Origin of the sequence: Merdibacter massiliensis (assembly GCF_900155395.1) — a bacterium.
GTDB lineage: Bacteria > Bacillota_I > Bacilli_A > Erysipelotrichales > Erysipelotrichaceae > Merdibacter > Merdibacter massiliensis.
This window is the reverse complement of sequence record NZ_LT699708.1, coordinates 1-19888: the sequence shown is the minus strand read 5'-3', so window position 1 is coordinate 19888 and position 19888 is coordinate 1. Positions and strand designations below refer to the sequence as shown.

The following is a 19888-nucleotide window of genomic DNA, read 5'->3' as shown; positions in this document are numbered from 1 at the left end:
TGTGATAAATAAATCAAAGAGCATGTTCTTTCCTTTTATGTTATAATAGGCGAAGGTGATATACGATGGATGGAATTTTGATCATAAATAAAGATAGAGGGATGACCTCTCATGATGTGGTTGCCCGTTTAAGAGGGATCTTGCACGAAAAAAAGATCGGCCATAGCGGGACACTGGATCCACAAGCGAGCGGTGTATTATTAGTAATGATTGGAAAAGCTTGCAAATTATTACCTTTTTTAAGTGATACGGATAAAGAATATGAAAGTCAGTTAAGATTAGGAAAAAAAACAATCAGCGATGATATATGGGGCGAGGTAATAGAGGAAAAAGAAATACGACCTATCTCAGATTTTGCAAAGATCTGTTCTTCTTTTCTTGGCGAAATTGAGCAGACTCCACCAATGATCTCAAGTATTAAGATCAATGGTAAGAAACTGTATGAATATGCACGAGCACATCAGAGCATTGAAATTCCCCCGCGCAAAGTTAAGATCTATGACATCCATGTTTTGGATGCAGCAAACCTTCGCTTTCGCGTTGCCTGCAGCAGCGGCACTTATGTACGTGCATTGTGTCGTGATATGGCTGCTTTAAGCAATAATGTAGGATGTATGTCTGAACTGACCAGAACAAAAGTAGGACGTTTTTCTATTGCGGACAGCCAAACTTTAAAAGATGTGGAAGAAGGGAATTATCAGTTACTTCCTTTCGATGCTGTGCTGGATCATATCCCTATCGTCAGTTATCAAAAACTAGAAGATATTTATAATGGAAAAAGTGTGCATATTCCAAATTGTTCAGAAAAGGGTTGGATCCGCATTCAAGATCAAAAACAAACCATTGCAATTTATCAATATAGCCATGGCGATGTATATCGTTGTGCAAGAGGAATATGGTAGGTGAATAAAATGGAGATAAAAGTGATTTCTCTTGATACAGAGCCTTTCTTAAATCAAATGATAACTGCCTGTATCGGTTATTTCGATGGTCTGCATCTAGGACATCAGCAACTTATAAAAGAGGTGGTAGAAAGCGCCGCAAAAGACGGGACGCTGCCTGCCATGATCACATTTGATCCAGATCCTTGGGTTGTTTTGCGCGGGATGCATGATCCTGCTCATCTTACCACAATGGAAGATCGAGAAAAGATTGCCGAAAAAATGGGCATAAAGCTATTTCTCATCTTAGATTTTACAAAGGAAATGGCCTCTATGGAGATTCCTGCATTTCACAGTTTGCTTGTGAAGCATCACATTACAAAATTAATTTGTGGATATGATTTTCATTATGGAAAATATGGCAGCGGCAGCGTGCAGACATTGCGGCAGCAGCATGATTTTGAGGTATCTGTCATTGATCCAATTACATATGAAGGTGTTCGTATTTCCTCAACGCTTATCGAACAGCTGATCATGGAAGGGAATGTATATAAAGCCTCTGTATTGTTAGGACGTTATTATTTTTTAAGAGGCATTGTCGCACGGGGATACCGCCGAGGAACTACGATGCATTTTCCTACTGCTAATCTGGCATTGAATGCCAATTACTTGATTCCAAAAAATGGAGTGTATGCTGGTCTTGTTTTAGCAGAGGATACTATTTATGAAGCGATGATCAACGTGGGGAATAATCCGACATTTGGAAATGATAATGTGACGATTGAAGCAAATCTATTTGATTTTCATGAAATGATCTATGATCAGCCCGTTACCTTTTATTTTGTTCAGTTTATTCGAGAAGAAAAGCGCTTTGAATCTCAACAAGACTTAATCTGGCAGTTAAAGAATGATCAAGAACATATTCATTGTTTATTTTTGAAACATCCAAACTGGAAGGAGGATTCTTTATGCGTTTAAAAGTATTCTCTGTTATTGATGACACGCTTCAATTGTTGTCAGAAAATCAGCCGTTATATACACAATGTTTAACGGAGGTCTATCAGGGCTTGTACACCATATTAGGTCAGCACAACGAAATGGTCGTAGATATTCGCGGTCGTATCAAAACCAAAGAGAGCTTACGAGAAAAAATCATACGTAATCGTTTTTATATGGAGTATGATCATGCACAGGATATATTAAATCATCTGAGTGACCTGATCGGCGTTAGTATCGAATGTCGTTTTATACAAGAAGAGTTTTTGTTATTAAAGCAGTTACGCGAACAATTAACACTTTGCGATGAAGAGAATCTGTATTATCGAGAAGATCTTCCTGCTTTGCGTTTTGATATCCAATCAAAGCAGCCGCAGATCCAAAAAAATGGTTTTTCTATTTACCGGATTGACGGTTGTTATATTTTTCAAGGGCATCGAGTAAATGTCGAGCTGCAGATCAAATCATTAGTAAACACATTCTGGAGCGAGATCGAGCACAAGCTAGTCTATAAAAATTCAAATTATTATGTGTACGATGATTTCATGAAAGAGCTGCTGTCTTCGCTAAAAGCTTCTTTGACAATCGTCGACCGGCAAATGAGCATTCTATTTAATCAAATGCAGGATACTTCACAAAACAATTTAAAAGTGACACAAAGTGGATTTGAAAGTCTGATCACGAAAGGGATCAACGATATATTCGCAATGAAAATGTTAGATTCCGTCGGATTTACGATGAATATAAAAAATACATCTACTATTTTAGGTCATTACATTTTTTTGAATGATCTGCAAAATAATCGGCAAGGAAGTGATCATATCGGAGCACTTTTTCATACTTTCCGTAAATTGAATTCCATCCAGATCGATTTTACAGATGAGATCATGATGGAAGAACAATTGCAAAGTGACGATGTTTTCATTCAAAGAGTAGGCAGTTACTTGTTATCTATCATAAATGATGATTATGATTGGTATGTCTTTTTCCGTATGCTGTTTGCCATTGAGCCAGGCAATAATATTCATGATTTTGTCATGTTCTTGCAAGTAATCAAAAATTATTTGGTCGATGACTATTGGCTGAATACAAGTTTTGTCAAACTTTCAATGGCAGAAGCAGATATATTGCATCATGAATGCATGCAAATGCTGGCAGACTCTTTGGTATACATCGGTACGATCCATATTTTGCATGACGACAAAATGAAAAGGATCAATCGTTGTTTTGTCCATTTTGTAGAAGAATTGGAACAACGAACGATTTCATATCGTGACTTCATGCAATACAAAGATGCATATCATGCTGATTGGCTTCGCCGTGTCGATGAGATATTTCATAAAGAGTAAATCAAATCACAGATAAGGCATAAGGCTCCTGCTTTTTTCATAGGATACAATAGCAGAGGAGGGAATTCCTATGAACAAGCAGGCGTTGGCTTTTCTCACATTGTTCTCATTAATTTTGATGCTTTCTGTCTATTACGTGACATTACCAAATGATGTCACAGCAGTAATCAGTGAAAATACGGAGCAAGCAGAAGAAGAAAAAGCAGATACATCGCAACAAGATGAAAGTACAGCGTTACAAGATTCGATTACCAAAAACATAAATGAACAATTAAATGAGGCAAATGCAGTGATGGCAGATACCGATAGTAGTGAAGAAGATAAACAAGCTGCTTTGCAAAAGATTGAAACATTGGAAAATGTTAGAGACCAACAACAAAAAATACAGGAAAATCTAAAGAAAAAAGAATTTACTTCTGTCGTAGAAATCAGCGATGGTACCTGCCGCATCACGTTATTTGATTGCGAAGAAAACAAGGAAAATGTCAATACGGTCATGAAAGAAGCTTATGCTGTCGTAAATGATAATTATTTATTGGAAGTTACTTTCAAAACATCATAATATTTGCTATAATGATGGCAGAAGGTGATAATTATGGCTCAGGATTATATTGTGATTCAGCCACAGAATGATATAGGTATCGTAGCGCTGAATAAATCTGTTTTTACGACGATAGCAAAAATCGCGGTAGATGAAGATGATGCAATCATCTTAAATGAGGGTGGCGGATTGTTCAAATACCCTATCAGTTGTAAATTGGTAGACAACAAGATGGTGTTAACTATTGATATCAAAGTAAAATATACAGTAAACGTTAGCGATGCATGCAGTAAACTGCAGAAAAAGATCTTTGAAAGCATATCTCATATGAGCGAATATACTCCGGAAAAAATCGATATTCGGGTGGTTGGTTTTGTCTTTTAAGAAATCCTAACGGATTTCTTTTTTACTATTAAGGAGGAAGGATATGCCGTTTACTTTAGAAAATTGTTTGGTCGTAGGAATCTCTTCAAGAGCCTTATTTGATCTGAGCAAAGAAAATGCGATATTTGAAAAAGAAGGTTTAGATGCATATCGTACTTATCAAATCGAACACGAGGATGATATATTACAGCCGGGAAGTGGTTTTGCATTGGTGAAGGCATTGTTACAACTAAATGAATTGAGCAATTCCCATTTAGTTGAAGTATTGATATTATCTCGTAATGGAGCAGAAACAAGCCTGCGTATCTTTCAATCTATTGAGCATTATCACCTGGATATTACCAGGGCTGTATTAAGCGGAGGGGAAAGCATTGCTAATTATTTAGCAGCATTTGGTGTCGATCTGTTTCTTTCTGCAGATGAAGAGGATGTACAGGCAGCAATCGACGCAGGATTTGCTGCTGGGATCATCTATCCGCACAAGAACCAATATCCCTTTGCTAAAATTCAAGAAATACGAATTGCATTTGATGGAGATGCGGTCTTGTTTTCTGATGAATCAGAGCGTATCTATCAAGAGCAAGGTTTAAAAGCATTTATTGAATATGAGCGGGCAAATGCAAAAAAGCCCTTGCCAAAAGGACCATTTGCGAATTTATTGAAGACTTTGTCTAAACTGCAGGAGAGCTTTCCACCTGGACAAGCGCCTATCCGAACAGCATTGGTTACAGCAAGAAATGCACCAGCACAGGAACGCGTGATTCGAACCCTGCGTGCATGGAATGTACGAATTGATGAAGCATTCTTTTTAGGAGGTATCCCTAAAAAGGATGTATTAGAAAAATTTGGTGCGCACATCTTTTTTGATGATCAGGAGGTACATGCATCAAAGGCAAGTGAGGTCGTACCGAGCGCTCGTGTTCCATACAAGAGCAAGACTTAAAAATGTGAAAGGTTTAATTGAACAGATATTTATAAATACCAGGAGGAATATACGATGGAAATGAATCGGCATAAAATGCGAGAAGTAGCAATGACTTCATTGTATCAACATTTATTATTAGGCAAAGACATTCGAGAATGTGTTTATGAAAACTGTGACAGCAATGAAATAGATCCTTTTCTTTATACGATCACGATGGACACGATTCGATATAAAGATACATATATTGATAAAATCAGCGATAAATTAAATAAGGATTGGACATTTGATCGATTAGGATATGTAGAGCAGGCTATCTTATTGATGGCTTGTTGTGAAATTGATCTGGAATTGGTTCCCAAAGCAATTGTAATTGATGAAGCGGTTAATCTGGCCAAAAAATATTGTGATGAGGATGCCTATAAATTGATTAACGGTGTTTTAGATCAGCTATAAGATGAGTGAAACTATCTATCCGATCAGCAGTATCGTAAAATACATAAAAAGTACATTAGATCAAAATCCCTATCTCAGCGGCATCCTGATACAAGGGGAAATATCAAACTTAAAAAAACATCGAAGCGGTCATTGGTATTTTACATTAAAAGATGAACAAGCGCGGCTATCCTGTGTCATGTTCGCTTCTTATGCATTGCGTTGCAAAGCAAAAGTAGAAGATGGAAGCAAAGTGGTCATTAAAGGATCTATCTCCCTTTATGAGCAACAGGGCAGCATCCAATGTTATGTTACTGCCATCCGCAATGATGGCATTGGAGATCTTTATCTCCGTTTTGAGGAATTAAAGAAAAAATTATTCGCTGAAGGATGGTTTGATGAGCAACATAAAAAGAAGATTCCTCTTTATGCAAGCGATATTGGAATCATATCGGCAAAAGAAGGCGCGGCTTTACAAGATGTTTTAAGCACAATACAAAAGCATTGGCCAATTGCAAAGCTGACGTTGTATCCAGCCTATGTGCAAGGAGCACAAGCTTCTTCCTCGATCATGAAAGCATTGCAGCAAGCGGACCGTCATCATCATGATTGTTTGCTGTTGGTCCGAGGCGGAGGCAGCATTGAAGATCTTTGGGGATTTAACAATGAGGAATTAGTGCACTGCATTTACCATTTAAAAACACCGATCATCAGCGGCGTAGGCCATGAAAGTGATACAACTTTAGTTGATTTCGTTTGTGATGTACGTGCTGCAACTCCAACGGGAGCGGCCCAGAGAGCTACAGCTGACATACAGGAAGTCATGCAGGCATTGTCTGCAAAACAGCAGTTATTGTCTTCCATTATGAAGCGACGGATCGAATCATGCAAACAGCAATTATCTAATCGCGCACAGACAAAATATTTACAAGATCCGCTCAGTTTTATCAAAGACCAGCAAATGCATTTAGCTACCATCACGACCCGGTTCGAACGTTATAGCGATGCGATGCAAAAAAAGCAAAGTGATCTGTTACATAAAAACGATTTATTGTTTCAAGCGATGAGAAGGCATCTATTGTTCTATCAGACACAAACGAAATTGAAAAAAAACAGTATCGAAGAAAAGGTGTTCGAATTTTTAAATCAGCAAAAACAGTTATTAAATAGAAATATACATCTGTTGGATGCATATAGTCCATTATCCATCCTAAAACGCGGTTATACATTGGTGGAAAATGAACAACATCTGATAAAAAATGCTGAAGATCTACAAGCGGGAGCGCAAATATCCATTCGTTTTCATGATGGCAAATGGAGGGCATGCTTGTTAGAAAAGGAGGAAAATCATGGCTAAGAAAGCAACATTTAAACAATCGATGCAACGATTAGATGAAATCATCGCTGCTTTGGATCAAAATACAGTAGAACTAGAAGAAGCAATGCATTTATTTGAAGAAGGATTGCATTTAGTAAAAGATTGTGATGCTCAACTAAAAACTTTTGAAAACAAAATGAATATCTTGATTGCACAGGAAAATGAGGAGGAAGCAACGGATGGAGAAATTTGAAAGCTATCTTGCCTCTCTAGAACAGGATTTTCAGCCATCTCGTACAAGAGATGCCATGTTTTACTCTTTGCTTGCCGGAGGTAAAAGAGTTCGGCCTAGGCTGTTATTTGAGTTGTTAAAAGGATATGGACAAAGCGAAGAATTTGGTTATCCCTGTGCAGCTGCGATTGAAATGATCCACACCTATTCTTTAATTCATGATGATCTGCCAGCAATGGATAATGACACTCTTCGCAGAGGAAGAAAAACATGCCATATTGCTTTCGACGAAGCAACTGCAATTTTAGCCGGAGATGCATTGTTGACGCAAGCTTTTCAAGTAGTATTGCGGAGCACATGTACTAATGATATAAAAGTTGGTTTAGTGACATTGCTAAGTCAGTATGCAGGAATTGATGGTATGATTTTAGGTCAGACTTATGATATGGAAGCAGAACAAGCATCTATGTTATCTATTGAACAATTAGAAGAAGTGCATCGGCACAAAACGGGAAAACTTCTGACTTTACCATTGTTGTGTGCGGCTTTATTATCAAATCACTTAGAAGATATCGATCTTTTAAAACAAATTGGAGATGATATAGGTCTCTCTTTTCAAATACAAGATGATATAATGGATGTGATCGCAACCCAGGAAGAGCTGGGAAAGTCAACAAGCGATGAAAAAAATCATAAAGTTACTTATGTTTCATTGCTCGGTATTGAACAGGCTCAATCGCTTTGTGATCAATACTATGAAAGAGCAATACAGATGCTCGATCAAATACATGCTGATACAATAGGGTTACGTACATTTTTACAAAAATTGATGGTACGGCGAAATTGATTTAAAAGGGGTGTTGCAGGATGCATGTCTATGACATACGAGGTCCACAAGATATTAAACATATGACGATAGACGAACTGAATGAACTGGCACAAGAAATTCGTGATTTTTTGATATCGTCCATTTCAAAAACCGGAGGACACTTGTCAAGCAATTTGGGAGTGGTAGAGCTGACTATTGCCTTGCATTATGTATTTCATTCTCCGAAAGACAAGATCTTATTTGATGTTGGTCATCAAAGTTATGTGCATAAGATATTGACAGGACGTTCTCGTCGTTTTTCTACCCTTCGTCAATACAAAGGCCTTTCCGGCTTTCAAAAGCGCTATGAAAGCGAACATGATTGCTGGGAAGCAGGGCATTCTTCAACTTCGTTATCCGCTGCTTTAGGAATGGCGGTTGCACGAGATCTGAATGGGGATGATTATCAAGTAATTCCTGTTATTGGAGATGGCGCCATGGCCAGCGGCATGTCAATGGAAGCCTTGAATCAAATCGGTGGAGAACAGCGAAATATGATCATCATCTTTAATGATAATTCAATGTCTATTTCACAGAATGTCGGTGCAATGGATATTGCATTTACAAAATTGCGTACAAGCCGTCCGTATGCAGCTTTAAAAAGTGATCTGCAGCAGGGCCTCTCAGGAACAAAAGTAGGGCGAACCGTCTTAAAGGGAATGAAAAACGTAAAAAATGCAATCAAAGAAAATGTAGTCGACACTTCTATTTTTGGCGAATTTAATCTGGATTACATCGGTCCGATCAATGGACATGATCTTGCTTCTTTGATCAAAGTTTTAGAAGCTTCTAAACGTCATAAAGGACCTATTGTTATTCATGTATTAACTAAAAAAGGTAAAGGCTATCCATATGCTGAAAATGATAAAGAAGGAACTTGGCATGGTGTATCACAATTTGATCCCAAAACTGGCCAATCCTTAGCAAAACTTCCCGCCGGTCACTGCAGCTGGAGCGAAATCATATCACGCAATGTTTGCGATCTTGCAAGGAAAAACCGAAATATTGTTACGATTACCCCTGCTATGAAAAGCGGATCAAAATTAAATAATTTTGCAACGGAATTTCCAAATCGTTTCTTTGACTGCGGTATTGCAGAAGAACATGCGATGACATTTGCAGCTGGATTGGCAGCAAATGGAAAGCGGCCCTTCCTTTCCATTTATTCTGCCTTTTTGCAAAGAGCGTATGACCAGCTGAATCATGATGTAGCTCGTATGGATCTGCCAGTCGTCATCGGTATTGATCGCTGCGGCCTGGTAGGAGAAGATGGACCGACCCATCATGGTGTATTTGATATCACCATGCTCCACTCGCTGCCTAACTTGATCCTTTCACAACCAAAAGACGCAATTGAAGCAAGGGCGCTGTTACAAGAAGCTTTTTCTCAAGATCACCCTTTCTGTATACGTTATCCAAGAGGAAGTGCTCTATTTGCATGTGACCAGCATGTTTCTGCCCCGATAGGAACATGGACCTCTTATTGTTCAAGTGATACGATCAAAGTCTGTGTCGTCACATATGGGACTGATGTCGATCGCATACTCGCGAAAGCAAAAGCAAATGAAATGCCGATTGAAGTGATCAATGCACGTTACTTCAAACCGATGGATGAAGAAATGCTAGACTATATACTTTATCGTGACATACCAATCATCGTATACGAGAGTGATATGCTAGATGGCGGTTTATCCTGCGCAATGCTGCAATACATCAATGATCATGATATACATAAACATTTGATTCGCATGGGAATTCGGGATCATTTCGTAGAACAGGGAAGTATCGCGCAGTTACGAAAAGCAGAAAAAATCGATATCAATTCATTATTCCGTAAAATAGAGGAGCTTTTAACATGCGTTTAGATCAATGGCTGGCAAATGAATACTTTTCTTCTCGAAGCAAAGCACAAGATGCAGTCAAGGAAGGAAGAATAAAAGTAAACGGAGTTGTGATATTAAAGAGCAGTTATCCGATATATGCTGAAGATACAATTGATGTATTGAGCAAAGAACATGAGTTCGTCTCGCGTGCAGGAAAAAAGATTTTTGATGTGTTAGATGCATTTTCTATTGATTTAAATAATAAATGTGTCCTGGATGTAGGAGCAAGCACAGGCGGTTTCAGCGATGTATGTTTAAAAAGAAATGCTCGTTTAGTATATGCTTTAGATGTTGGGCACGGACAATTGCATTCAAGTCTATTGCATGATCCGCGATGTATCAATATGGAAGGACACAGCATTCGCGATATCAGATCCGAATGGTTTCAAGAAAAGATTGATTTTATCTGCATGGATGTATCCTTCCTTTCGTGTATCACTGCTCTGCAGTGCATTTATCCATTATTTCCTGATGTGGAGGCATTGGTATTGATCAAGCCTCAATTTGAGGCAGGCCCTTCTTATTTGAATAAACATGGCATCATTAAGGATGATAATGTATTGATACGTGTACTTCGTCACGTAGTAGAAGAAACAACAAGATTAGGATACTGTGTAAAGCATTTAAAAGAGAGTTCCATTCAAGGAAGAGACGGGAATCGTGAATTTTTAATGCATCTGACCAACGAAAAACGTATACTGACTTACGACTATCGAAATATCGTGAAAAATAACAAAGAAAAGCGATAGATACAATTATTTATACATCAATCATGTGAGTGGAGGTGAAGTGGATGTTGACACATCTCTATGTAAAAAATTTTGTGCTCATTGATCAAGTAAATCTAGATTTTAGCGATCGAATGAGCGTGTTTACCGGTGAAACTGGTGCAGGAAAATCACTGTTGATCGATGCAATCGGTCTTTTATGCGGAGATAGAGCTTTTGCTTCTTATGTCAAAAAAGGAGAAGACAAAGCTATTATCGAAGGTGTGTTCGATCTTGAGAAGAATGAAAAAGCATTGTCTTTGCTGAAAGAACAAGGATTTGATTTAGAAGGAGAAGACCTGATAGTTTCTCGTGAAATCACTGCTATGGGGAAAAGTACGATTCGCATTTGTCAACGTACGTGTACAGCCGCTTTCCTGCGTGAACTGATGAGCTATGTCGTGGATATCCACTCACAACATGATAATCAATATTTATTACAGCCTAAATATCATCTTTCTCTGTTAGATCAGTATTGTGATGTAAAAACTTTATTGGATGACGTGAAGAAAGCTTATAAAGCATATGCCTCATTAAAAGCAGAAATGGAGCAGGCTTTAAAAGAAGATATGAATGCCGATGATCTTGATGATCTGACTGCATCTTTCAATGAAATAGAAGATGCAAAAATAAAAAAAGAGGAACTACCTGCATTAGAAGAAGAAATCAAGGTCATGAACCGCATTGAAACGATTCAAAAACAAGCTGCTGCTGCATTGTTGTCCTTAGATGGGGACCATGGCAGCAATCCCTCTTTATATGAAGCTATCCGTTCATTGGAAAGCATTGAAGATATCGCGCCTTTCGATGTGATTCATACTCAGCTGCTGGATGCCTATTATCAAATTGAAGATTTGATTTCATCCTTGCGTACGGCTTTGGAAAACAGCGATTATGACGAGGAAAAGATAAACGAGGTACAAGAACGCATTTTTCTTTATCACCGTTTATATCGCAAATACGGCGGCTCATATGAGGAAGTAATGAAAGAAAAACAATCTATCGAATCAAAAATTGACCGTATCCTGCATCGACAAGATTACATAGAGAAAAAAGAAAAAGAATTAGACTCTAAAAGGCAAAAATTTGATACGCTCAGCATGAAATTGCGCAAAATCAGAAAAAGCAAAGCAAAAGAACTGGAAAAATTAGTTAATCAGCAGCTAGCGGATTTGATGCTGCCGCATGCTCAATTTCGCATATCATTTCATGAAAGCCAGCCTGCTCAAACAGGGGTTGATCAGATAGAATTTCAAATTGAAATGAATAGACAAAGCGGATTCGTGCCTTTGCATAAAACTGCCTCTGGTGGTGAATTATCTCGTTTGATGTTAGGGTTAAAATGTATTTTTACCAAATTGCAGGGGATTGATACTGTCATCTTTGATGAAATAGATACAGGAGTGAGCGGTCCAGTAGCTTTAGCCATTGGCAAAAAAATGCAATTATTAAGTGAAGATATCCAAGTATTCTGTGTAACCCATTTGGCACAGGTTGCTGCCTGCGGCGATCATCATCTCTTTGTTTCAAAAAAAGATGATGGATCCTATACCACTACTTCCATCAAAAAATTGAATGAAGAAGAACGTATTCATGAATTAGCATCGATTGCCTCCAGTTCGCAAAGCGAAGCTTCCTTGCAGGCTGCAAGCGAGTTATATGAAATGGCACATAGGTAATATTTACAATGTGTGTAAATCTCTTATATCGTCCAAAATACCTCTTAGGAGGTGTTTTTTTGTGAAACAAAAATGGTATTGTATCCTTGCTATCATTTTATGTTTCTCTCCAATACAAATCTTGGCACAGGATGAACTATATCTGGGAGGAAACAGCATCGGCATCGAAATTAAATATAATGGCGTTTATGTGAGCGGAACTTATCCGATCAACGAATCGATCGATCCTTCTGATACCTTTTCACCGGGAGATATCATTCAACAGATCGATCATCAAGAAGTAACGGACATCCAAACATTTTATATGATACTCAAAGAACATAAAAACCCTATAAACACATTGGACGTGACTTTGCTTCGTGATGGAGAAACTATTCGTGCTTCCATGCATAGTATTTATGATACCAAACGACATAGTGTCAGCTGTGGTCTTTACATCAAAGAAAAAATGAGCGGAGTAGGGACAATGACTTATTATGATCCTTCTTCCCAGCGTTTTGGTGCATTAGGCCATACAATAGAAAAATGGGATGGAAGGGGAAATGGTTATCTATATGATGCGGCAGTGATTTCTTACACAAAAGCATTTCCATCTGCAACCGGAAAAAAACAAGCAGATATTAACTATGACAACGTAATTGCAACTATTGACCAGAATACCTCGATCGGCATCTATGGAAATTATCAATTCTTACCGGATCATCTTATTTCCTTGCCGTGGGCAAAGAGCGAGGAAGTTATGATCGGGAAAGCTGAGATGTACACAGTTTTAGATGGAGAAAAAGTTGAAAATTTCAAGATTGAAATTACCGATCTTCATCCAAATACACAAGATGATATGAAAGGTATTGAATTTGTCGTAACCGACACGCACTTGCTGCATACAACTGGCGGAATCATTCAAGGAATGAGCGGATCTCCTATCGTACAAAATGGAAAAATCGTTGGTGCAGTCACTCATGTTGTTACCTCAGATCCTAAAAAAGGGTATGGTGTTTTGATTGAACACATGCTGCAATATACACGTTCGTCTTAATACGACCAAAATCGACTTTCTTTTGAATTTTGATGATGATTCAATCTGAAATCGTCGATTCTTCTTCTTTTTCATGAATAAAAAAATCATTTTCATCGTTCTTCGACATAGTTCGCAATCTACTCTTTTATAATGAGACTTGAGGAGTTGGGAAAAAATGGAGAATAAACTTCAAGTATATTTAGTAGATGACAGTAGTGAAATGATTCAGAGAATGAAAAATTGTTTAAAGAATAGCCGCTTATTTGAGGTAATCGGCAGTGCAACAAACGGAGAACAATGTTTGCATGAACTTAATGGACATTCCATCGATGTACTGATCTTAGATTTGATCATGCCTGGTGTAGATGGTATGGAGGTACTTTCCAGTTTAAAGGAACATGCCATCCATCCCCGGCATATTCTTTGTACGACGCCATTATTAAATGATTTTATCATATCACAAATTCAACAATATGCTGTTGACTACATATTAATGAAACCTTTTGAACTGCAATCATTGGAACAAAGATTACGGATTATTTGCGGATTCAACATAAATAAAGCCGCAAAAGATGCCATGATCCAAGTGAATTTAGATGAACAGGAACAACAGCGGATCTTAAAGCTTGAATTGGAAAGTGAGATTACATCATTATTGCATGAAGTTGGGATACCTGCCCACATCAAAGGATATATGTACTTACGAACAGCAATACTAGAAACATATCTCAATGTAGATTTTTTAGGACAAATTACAAAGGTGCTTTATCCGGAAATCGCAAGAAAATATGAGACGACAGCAAGCCGGGTGGAACGTGCCATTCGTCACGCTATCGAAGTGGCCTGGAATCGAGGAAATATCGATGCTATCGATGATATATTCGGCTATACGATATCCGCTTCAAAAGCTAAACCGACCAATTCAGAGTTTATTGCGATGATTGCAGATAAATTGCGACTGGAACATCGTTTAAAAAATAAAAAAGTATTTGTACCACAGTACCGATAAGGATAGAGATATGCTATAATTTTCCTACTGGTGTTTGGAGGAAATAATGTGGCAGGAAGAGTAATTTTTCATGTAGATATCAATGCCTATTTTGCAAGTGCAGAATTATTGAAGAATTCCGCATTGCTCGGGCAACCGGTTGCCGTTGCAGGATTGAGCAGACGCAGTGTGGTCACCACAGCAAGTTATGAAGCACGGGCTTATGGTGTGCACAGTGCAATGCCTCTTCACGAAGCATTGCGTTTATGCCCTGATTTGATAGTTGTTGCTGGTGATTATGAGTGGTATGAAGAATTGAGCCATCGTTTTTTTCAATATCTGCGTCGGTTTACTCCTTTGGTAGAACCTGCTAGCATTGACGAAGGATATTTGGATGTAACAGATACGATCAAACATTATCGCCGTCCAATGGATCTGGCATGGCAAATCCAGCAAGGCCTATTAGATGAATTACGCCTCCCTGTCAGCATTGGTGTGGCTCCAAACAAGTTTTTAGCAAAGATGGCTAGTGATATGCGCAAACCTTTAGGAATCACGATCTTGCGCAAACAAGAGATCGCTAAAAAATTATGGCCTCTCGGTATCGAAGAAATGTTCGGTATCGGAAAAAAAAGTATTCCCGTATTGCAAAAAGCCGGTATCACAACGATCAAAGATATGGCAGATCCAAAAAACGAAACATTGATCATGCATATATTGGGAAAACATGCTTATAGCATGATTCAGCATGCACGAGGAAATGGCGAAAATATGTTAGATTTTACAACCAGTGTTCAATCTATCTCACAATCAACAACGATGGATGAAGATATCAAAGATTATCAGGAAATTTCCGTTATATTTAAACATCTGGCACAAAGACTTTCTCAAAAAGCAAAAAGAGAAGGGATTTGCGGGAAACTGATATCTGCTAGCATTCGTTATAGTGATTTTCATAATGTTATCCGCAGCAAGACTTTGCCTGAATATACAAACGATGAACATCGCATATATGAACATGTCATGTGGTTATTTGATCAAAATTACAATGGTGAGCCTGTGCGGCATCTGGGGATTCATCTGGGATCTTTAAAAAGCAAGAAAGAAATCATTACGCAATACAGCGTATTTGAACAACCGCAAGAAGATTCGATCGAAAATGTAATTGCAAAATTAAATGATCTCCTGCCAAACGCAAATTTGACAACAGCAGCACATGCAAAACGAACAAAGTCGAAAAATGAATGACTTTGAAGAACGATACGAGTTGTATCGTTTTTTCTTTTTGCATATAGTACAGTGTGAGGTGAATCCCTTGAAATATAAAATGAAAAAACATCATTCTTTTATACATAAATACCGTCATGTTTATGTATTTATCTCTATTCTTGTGATTGGCGGTTTTTTAATAGGATGTTTGGGTTCTGCGTACATACGCTCTTCAGACATACAGGCACTTTCCAGTTTATTGACAACGATATCAGAAGATATGGATCAATATAGCTTTTTTATTCATCAATTTTTCTTGGGAATTCTTTTGATCGTTGTTGTTTTTCTATTTGGTACAAGCCTAATCGGTATCCCGATCATCAGTTTTATCGTATTCACCAAAGGTGTTCAGATTGGTTTTTCTTGTTCCTTATTTCTGTATAGCTATCAATTAAAAGGATTGATAGGTATTTTTCTCACACTGATCCCACAGGTCTTTTTTGATGTTCTCGCTTTATATCTGATCAGTGCAAGTGCCATCCAATGTTCCATGTATATCTGTTATAGCACAACAAATCGTGAACGATTAGATCTTAAAAAGTTAATGAATTCATTACTAAATGATATTTTTCTTTGTTTTTTCTTTGTATTAGTTGGTTCCTATTTAAAAGCCACTTTAGGAATTGAATTTATCAAGTTGTTTAATTTGATGTAAACAGTGTATAATAAATGCATGAATAAAAAAAATTATACATATGATTATATTCCAAATAGCAACATTTATTTATGGCAAAGAAAAGACATGTTTCGCATCAATACCGATACTGCACAGTTGGCACATTTTATGAAGATAAAAAAAGGGGATCGTGTGTTGGATATCGGCACAAACAATGGTGCCTTGCTCTTATTTGCAAATCAATTTTGTCCTTCATATCTATGCGGCATCGACATTCAGAAAGATGCTTGTGAACTTGCCAAAAAAAATCTGATGGATCATGGCATTAATAATGCAGAGATCATCTGTGCTGATTTCACAAAATCTGATTTAAAAAATTTTGATGTGATCATCTGCAATCCTCCATTCTTTCAAATAGGAAGTCACCGCAGTGCAGAACAAAGTTATCGATCCATTGCCAGACATGAGTTCTTTTTGCCTTTAGAGAAATTACTGTTAGGTGTAGGAAAAGCACTAAAAGAAAACGGTCGTTTCTATATGGTCCATCGAAGTGAGCGAATTACAGAAATCGTTGCTGAATGCAAAAAGAATCGTTTAGAGATAAAAACAATGCAATTTGTATTTGATGACCGGAAAGAATTAGCCGTCAATGTATTGGTCGAAGCTGTTCTTGGAGGATCACCGCTTTGTCAAATTCCACATCCTGTTCTTTTGCGGCCAGATGGAACATCTGTCAACTATACATTAAAAGACCTTACAAAAGAGTAATCATCATTTAGAAAATACAAATAGGAGGGGAAACTTGAAGCAAACCTCTTATTTTTTATTCATTTAAGCATACGCATAGTGTTCTAAACTCAATTTATGATAAAATAAGTAAGCAAAGGGGGATACTGATGAATATCAAAGAAGCCATATCTGATTATCAATACTATCTTAACATGGTAGAACATAAATCAAAACGGACGATTGATTCATATTTGAGCGATCTGCATCGCTATCAGTCTTATCTAAATGATATGGGTATTCATCAAACAGATGAAATCACAGAAGAACAAGTGCAAGATTTCTTGATTGATCTAAGCGAAGAATACCAATCTTCTACTGTCAATCGTTATCTATCTACTTTGCGTTCCTTTCATCATTTTTTATCACAAAATAATACGCATGATTTAGATCCAACAAGATTTATAAAGGGCAGGAAGAAACTGGCACATTTGCCGCATTATTTGAATGAAAAAGAAATTCAATCTATATTAAAGAGTTTTTCAAACCATGATCTTGATATCTTTCATAAAGCCATCATAGAATTATTATATGGTTGCGGTCTGCGTGTAAGCGAATGTTGTGATTTAAAACTATCTCAATTACATTTAGATCAAGCCCTGTTGCGTGTAGTAGGAAAAGGAAACAAAGAGCGCATGATTCCATTGCATAAAGAAGGCATCTATGTCCTGCGGCAGTATTTGACGTATGTCCGTCCCCAATGGGAAAGTTCTCGTACTTCATATGTATTTATCAACAGCAAAGGGCATGTTTTGACCAGACAATACGTCCATCATATGATCAAAGAACAATTGAAATCCTTAGGAATGGATACTTCTTACTCTGCACATAGCTTTCGTCACAGTTTTGCAACGCATCTATTGGATGGAGGTGCCGATTTGCGTGTTGTACAAGAGCTGTTAGGTCATAGCGATATTCAAACAACACAGATTTATACACATGTGCAGAACAAACGTATCCGCAATGCATATAATGCATACCATCCATTCGCTAATAAAGAAATTGACGATATTTTTAAGAAAAATGATTGATGTTTTATTTCTATTTGATAAACTATATTAGAAAGAGAGGAATTACAAATGAGTTGTGAAGGTTGTCCAAGTAAAGGTAATTGCGGAAAAAATGCCGCATCATGTGGGGTTGTCAATAATCCGAAAAACAAAATCCATAAAATCATAGGTATCATGAGCGGCAAAGGGGGAGTAGGTAAATCAAGCGTCACTGTGTTATTTGCGAAAGATCTTGCGAAACGCGGATATAAAGTAGGTATCATGGATGCCGATATTACAGGACCTAGCATTCCTCGTTTATTAGGATTGGAAAAATCACAAGCATATGGAACCAATGATGCCATTGAGCCAGTCATCAGTGAAGAAGGTATCAAATGCATATCATTAAATTTCTTGATGGAGGACGAAAATCAGCCGGTTGTATGGCGTGGTCCGATCGTTGCGAATGCAGTAAAACAATTCTATACGGATGTTGTTTGGGGAGAATTAGATTACTTATTGATCGATATGCCTCCAGGAACTGGCGATGTGGCTTTAACCGTTTTACAATCACTGCCTGTAACTGGTGTGGTAATGGTTTCAACACCGCAGCCAATGGTTTCTATGATTGTTTCAAAAGCAATCAATATGTGCAAACAGCTAAAGATTCGTGTTCTTGGAGTTGTAGAAAATATGAGCTACATTCAATGTCCAAATTGCAATGAAATCATTCGTTTATATGATCAAAGTGACATGGAAGAATTCTTGAGTGAAAATGATCTGCATTTATATTGTGAGTTGCCAATGCTAAAAGCAATCATGAATATTCATAAAGATCAAACATATGATGCACGCACATTGTTAGAGATTGATTCGCTGATTCACCCGGCTGTTGACAAAATGTTAACGGATTTGCAATAAGAATGCTCAATGAGCATTCTTTTTATATATAGAAAAAAATACATAGACTTTTTGATGTATTTATGCAATAATAATCGCGGATTTCTAAGAAATGCGCATTTTAAAGAGGGGATTATATGAAGCAGTTCAATGAGGGGACATCAATTTATCAAGATGATTTAATACTGGATTGCAAGCAGACTATCGCAAAACTAAGCATTCTATTGAACATTACCAAACATTATTATATGCATATCCATTATGATACAATCGAGCAATTATTAGATATGCTGGAAAGAGCAAAAAAAAGCTTGGATGGTCATTGTTATATACATGAACAGGATTTTATTGTTTTATATCAGCTGATTCAATTTTATGAAAATCAAAACACTTCATTGACTTCACAGAAATTAGGTGCTTATTATCTAAATATTTTAGCTGGTGATGCACAGATATGCCTGCAACTCTTGCAAAAAGCTATTCAAGCAAGTAAAAGCATACCAAGCGATGTATTATCTTTTTTTCAAAAATTAGTTATATGCCTGCACTCTATGGCAATCTATGAATCTATTACGAATAAAGAAGAAACAATTACACTTCCGTATTATTCCATTATACAATAATGCCAATTTTTATACAGGTTTTACCACTATGCTATACAGCATGCATATATGATAGTATACTAAGGATATAAAGATAGGAGTTAATTCTAGTGGGCTGTTTCAAGAAGTGTCAAGAAATTTTCAAATAGAGAAACAGCAAGGAATAACTGTCTGAAATATTGTATCCGTTTCATCAATCATCAATAGTATGTGAAAATGGACATTATTTCAGAATAGTGCAAGAAAAAGATGTATGTACATCTTTTTCTTTTTTAATATTGCCATATCTATGTGCAACTATAGATTTATTATTGTCCTATATGCACAGAAATTGTATAATAATAAACAACTAAAAATCTGATTGTCCGCTAAAACACTGTATCTATCAGCATTTTCAAGGGTTGAAATACTTCAAATTACTACGATTTTACTACCATTGAATGAGCCTTGATACGTTAGAAATCC

The 19888-nt window shown here is 37.2% G+C and carries 21 protein-coding genes; all 21 read left to right on the top strand.

Translation table 11 applies throughout. The features are described from left to right. Nucleotides 1–65: 65 nt before the first annotated feature. The 21 genes from truB (at nucleotide 66) to BQ9859_RS00855 (ending at nucleotide 19444) form a co-directional block, all read left to right on the top strand. On the top strand, nucleotides 66–902 hold the full coding sequence (truB, locus tag BQ9859_RS00955) for a tRNA pseudouridine(55) synthase TruB (RefSeq protein ID WP_075876323.1): 837 nt from the start codon (nucleotides 66–68) through the stop codon (nucleotides 900–902). Between the two features lie 9 nt (nucleotides 903–911). Beyond that, entirely contained in the window at nucleotides 912–1859 is a 948-nt protein-coding gene (locus BQ9859_RS00950; protein ID WP_075876322.1) for a bifunctional riboflavin kinase/FAD synthetase, read from the top strand. Beyond that, the gene (locus BQ9859_RS00945; RefSeq protein WP_075876321.1) at nucleotides 1850–3226 is read left to right on the top strand and encodes a nucleotidyltransferase family protein; all 1377 of its coding nucleotides are present in this window, start codon (nucleotides 1850–1852) and stop codon (nucleotides 3224–3226) included. Before BQ9859_RS00950 ends, BQ9859_RS00945 begins: the two co-directional genes overlap by 10 nt. Nucleotides 3227–3296: 70 nt before the next feature. Next, the gene (locus tag BQ9859_RS00940; protein ID WP_075876320.1) at nucleotides 3297–3788 is read left to right on the top strand and encodes a hypothetical protein; all 492 of its coding nucleotides are present in this window, start codon (nucleotides 3297–3299) and stop codon (nucleotides 3786–3788) included. A 33-nt stretch (nucleotides 3789–3821) separates the two neighbouring features. Continuing rightward, nucleotides 3822–4151: an Asp23/Gls24 family envelope stress response protein gene (locus BQ9859_RS00935; RefSeq protein ID WP_075876319.1), complete on the top strand. Its 330-nt coding sequence runs from the start codon at nucleotides 3822–3824 to the stop codon at nucleotides 4149–4151. Nucleotides 4152–4194: 43 nt separating this feature from the next. Beyond that, nucleotides 4195–5094 (top strand): 5'-nucleotidase, encoded by a 900-nt coding sequence (locus BQ9859_RS00930; RefSeq protein WP_075876318.1) that lies wholly within the window; start codon nucleotides 4195–4197, stop codon nucleotides 5092–5094. Nucleotides 5095–5148: 54 nt separating this feature from the next. Then, nucleotides 5149–5529: a transcription antitermination factor NusB gene (gene nusB / locus BQ9859_RS00925; RefSeq protein ID WP_075876317.1), complete on the top strand. Its 381-nt coding sequence runs from the start codon at nucleotides 5149–5151 to the stop codon at nucleotides 5527–5529. A gap of 1 nt (nucleotide 5530) precedes the next feature. Beyond that, entirely contained in the window at nucleotides 5531–6865 is a 1335-nt protein-coding gene (gene xseA, locus BQ9859_RS00920; protein ID WP_075876316.1) for an exodeoxyribonuclease VII large subunit, read from the top strand. Then, nucleotides 6858–7079: an exodeoxyribonuclease VII small subunit gene (gene xseB, locus BQ9859_RS00915; protein ID WP_075876315.1), complete on the top strand. Its 222-nt coding sequence runs from the start codon at nucleotides 6858–6860 to the stop codon at nucleotides 7077–7079. Before xseA ends, xseB begins: the two co-directional genes overlap by 8 nt. After that, on the top strand, nucleotides 7066–7905 hold the full coding sequence (locus BQ9859_RS00910; RefSeq protein ID WP_075876314.1) for a polyprenyl synthetase family protein: 840 nt from the start codon (nucleotides 7066–7068) through the stop codon (nucleotides 7903–7905). The genes xseB and BQ9859_RS00910 overlap by 14 nt, the downstream gene beginning before the upstream one ends. A gap of 20 nt (nucleotides 7906–7925) precedes the next feature. Next, nucleotides 7926–9791 carry a 1-deoxy-D-xylulose-5-phosphate synthase gene (gene dxs / locus BQ9859_RS00905; protein WP_075876313.1) on the top strand — a complete coding sequence of 622 codons (1866 nt, stop codon included), beginning with the start codon at nucleotides 7926–7928 and terminating at the stop codon, nucleotides 9789–9791. Beyond that, entirely contained in the window at nucleotides 9782–10558 is a 777-nt protein-coding gene (locus BQ9859_RS00900; RefSeq protein ID WP_075876312.1) for a TlyA family RNA methyltransferase, read from the top strand. Before dxs ends, BQ9859_RS00900 begins: the two co-directional genes overlap by 10 nt. A 44-nt stretch (nucleotides 10559–10602) precedes the next feature. Beyond that, a complete protein-coding gene (gene recN, locus BQ9859_RS00895) occupies nucleotides 10603–12255 on the top strand; it encodes a DNA repair protein RecN (protein WP_075876311.1) in 1653 nt (550 codons plus the stop codon). Nucleotides 12256–12316: 61 nt separating this feature from the next. Next, on the top strand, nucleotides 12317–13291 hold the full coding sequence (locus BQ9859_RS00890; RefSeq protein WP_075876310.1) for a SpoIVB peptidase S55 domain-containing protein: 975 nt from the start codon (nucleotides 12317–12319) through the stop codon (nucleotides 13289–13291). A gap of 157 nt (nucleotides 13292–13448) precedes the next feature. After that, the gene (spo0A, locus tag BQ9859_RS00885) at nucleotides 13449–14282 is read left to right on the top strand and encodes a sporulation transcription factor Spo0A (protein ID WP_075876309.1); all 834 of its coding nucleotides are present in this window, start codon (nucleotides 13449–13451) and stop codon (nucleotides 14280–14282) included. 48 nt (nucleotides 14283–14330) lie between these two features. After that, nucleotides 14331–15509, top strand: a complete 1179-nt coding sequence (locus BQ9859_RS00880) for a DNA polymerase IV (RefSeq protein ID WP_075876308.1) — start codon at nucleotides 14331–14333, stop codon at nucleotides 15507–15509. 67 nt (nucleotides 15510–15576) lie between these two features. Next, a complete protein-coding gene (locus tag BQ9859_RS00875) occupies nucleotides 15577–16185 on the top strand; it encodes a stage II sporulation protein M (protein ID WP_456237765.1) in 609 nt (202 codons plus the stop codon). Between the two features lie 87 nt (nucleotides 16186–16272). Beyond that, on the top strand, nucleotides 16273–16914 hold the full coding sequence (locus tag BQ9859_RS00870; RefSeq protein WP_235846360.1) for a tRNA1(Val) (adenine(37)-N6)-methyltransferase: 642 nt from the start codon (nucleotides 16273–16275) through the stop codon (nucleotides 16912–16914). 128 nt (nucleotides 16915–17042) lie between these two features. Beyond that, nucleotides 17043–17963 (top strand): tyrosine recombinase, encoded by a 921-nt coding sequence (locus BQ9859_RS00865; protein ID WP_075876306.1) that lies wholly within the window; start codon nucleotides 17043–17045, stop codon nucleotides 17961–17963. A gap of 48 nt (nucleotides 17964–18011) precedes the next feature. Further along, the gene (locus BQ9859_RS00860; protein ID WP_075876305.1) at nucleotides 18012–18842 is read left to right on the top strand and encodes an Mrp/NBP35 family ATP-binding protein; all 831 of its coding nucleotides are present in this window, start codon (nucleotides 18012–18014) and stop codon (nucleotides 18840–18842) included. Between the two features lie 116 nt (nucleotides 18843–18958). Next, nucleotides 18959–19444, top strand: coding sequence for a hypothetical protein (locus BQ9859_RS00855; protein ID WP_075876304.1), 486 nt, complete (start codon nucleotides 18959–18961; stop codon nucleotides 19442–19444). The last annotated feature ends 444 nt before the right edge of the window (nucleotides 19445–19888 follow it).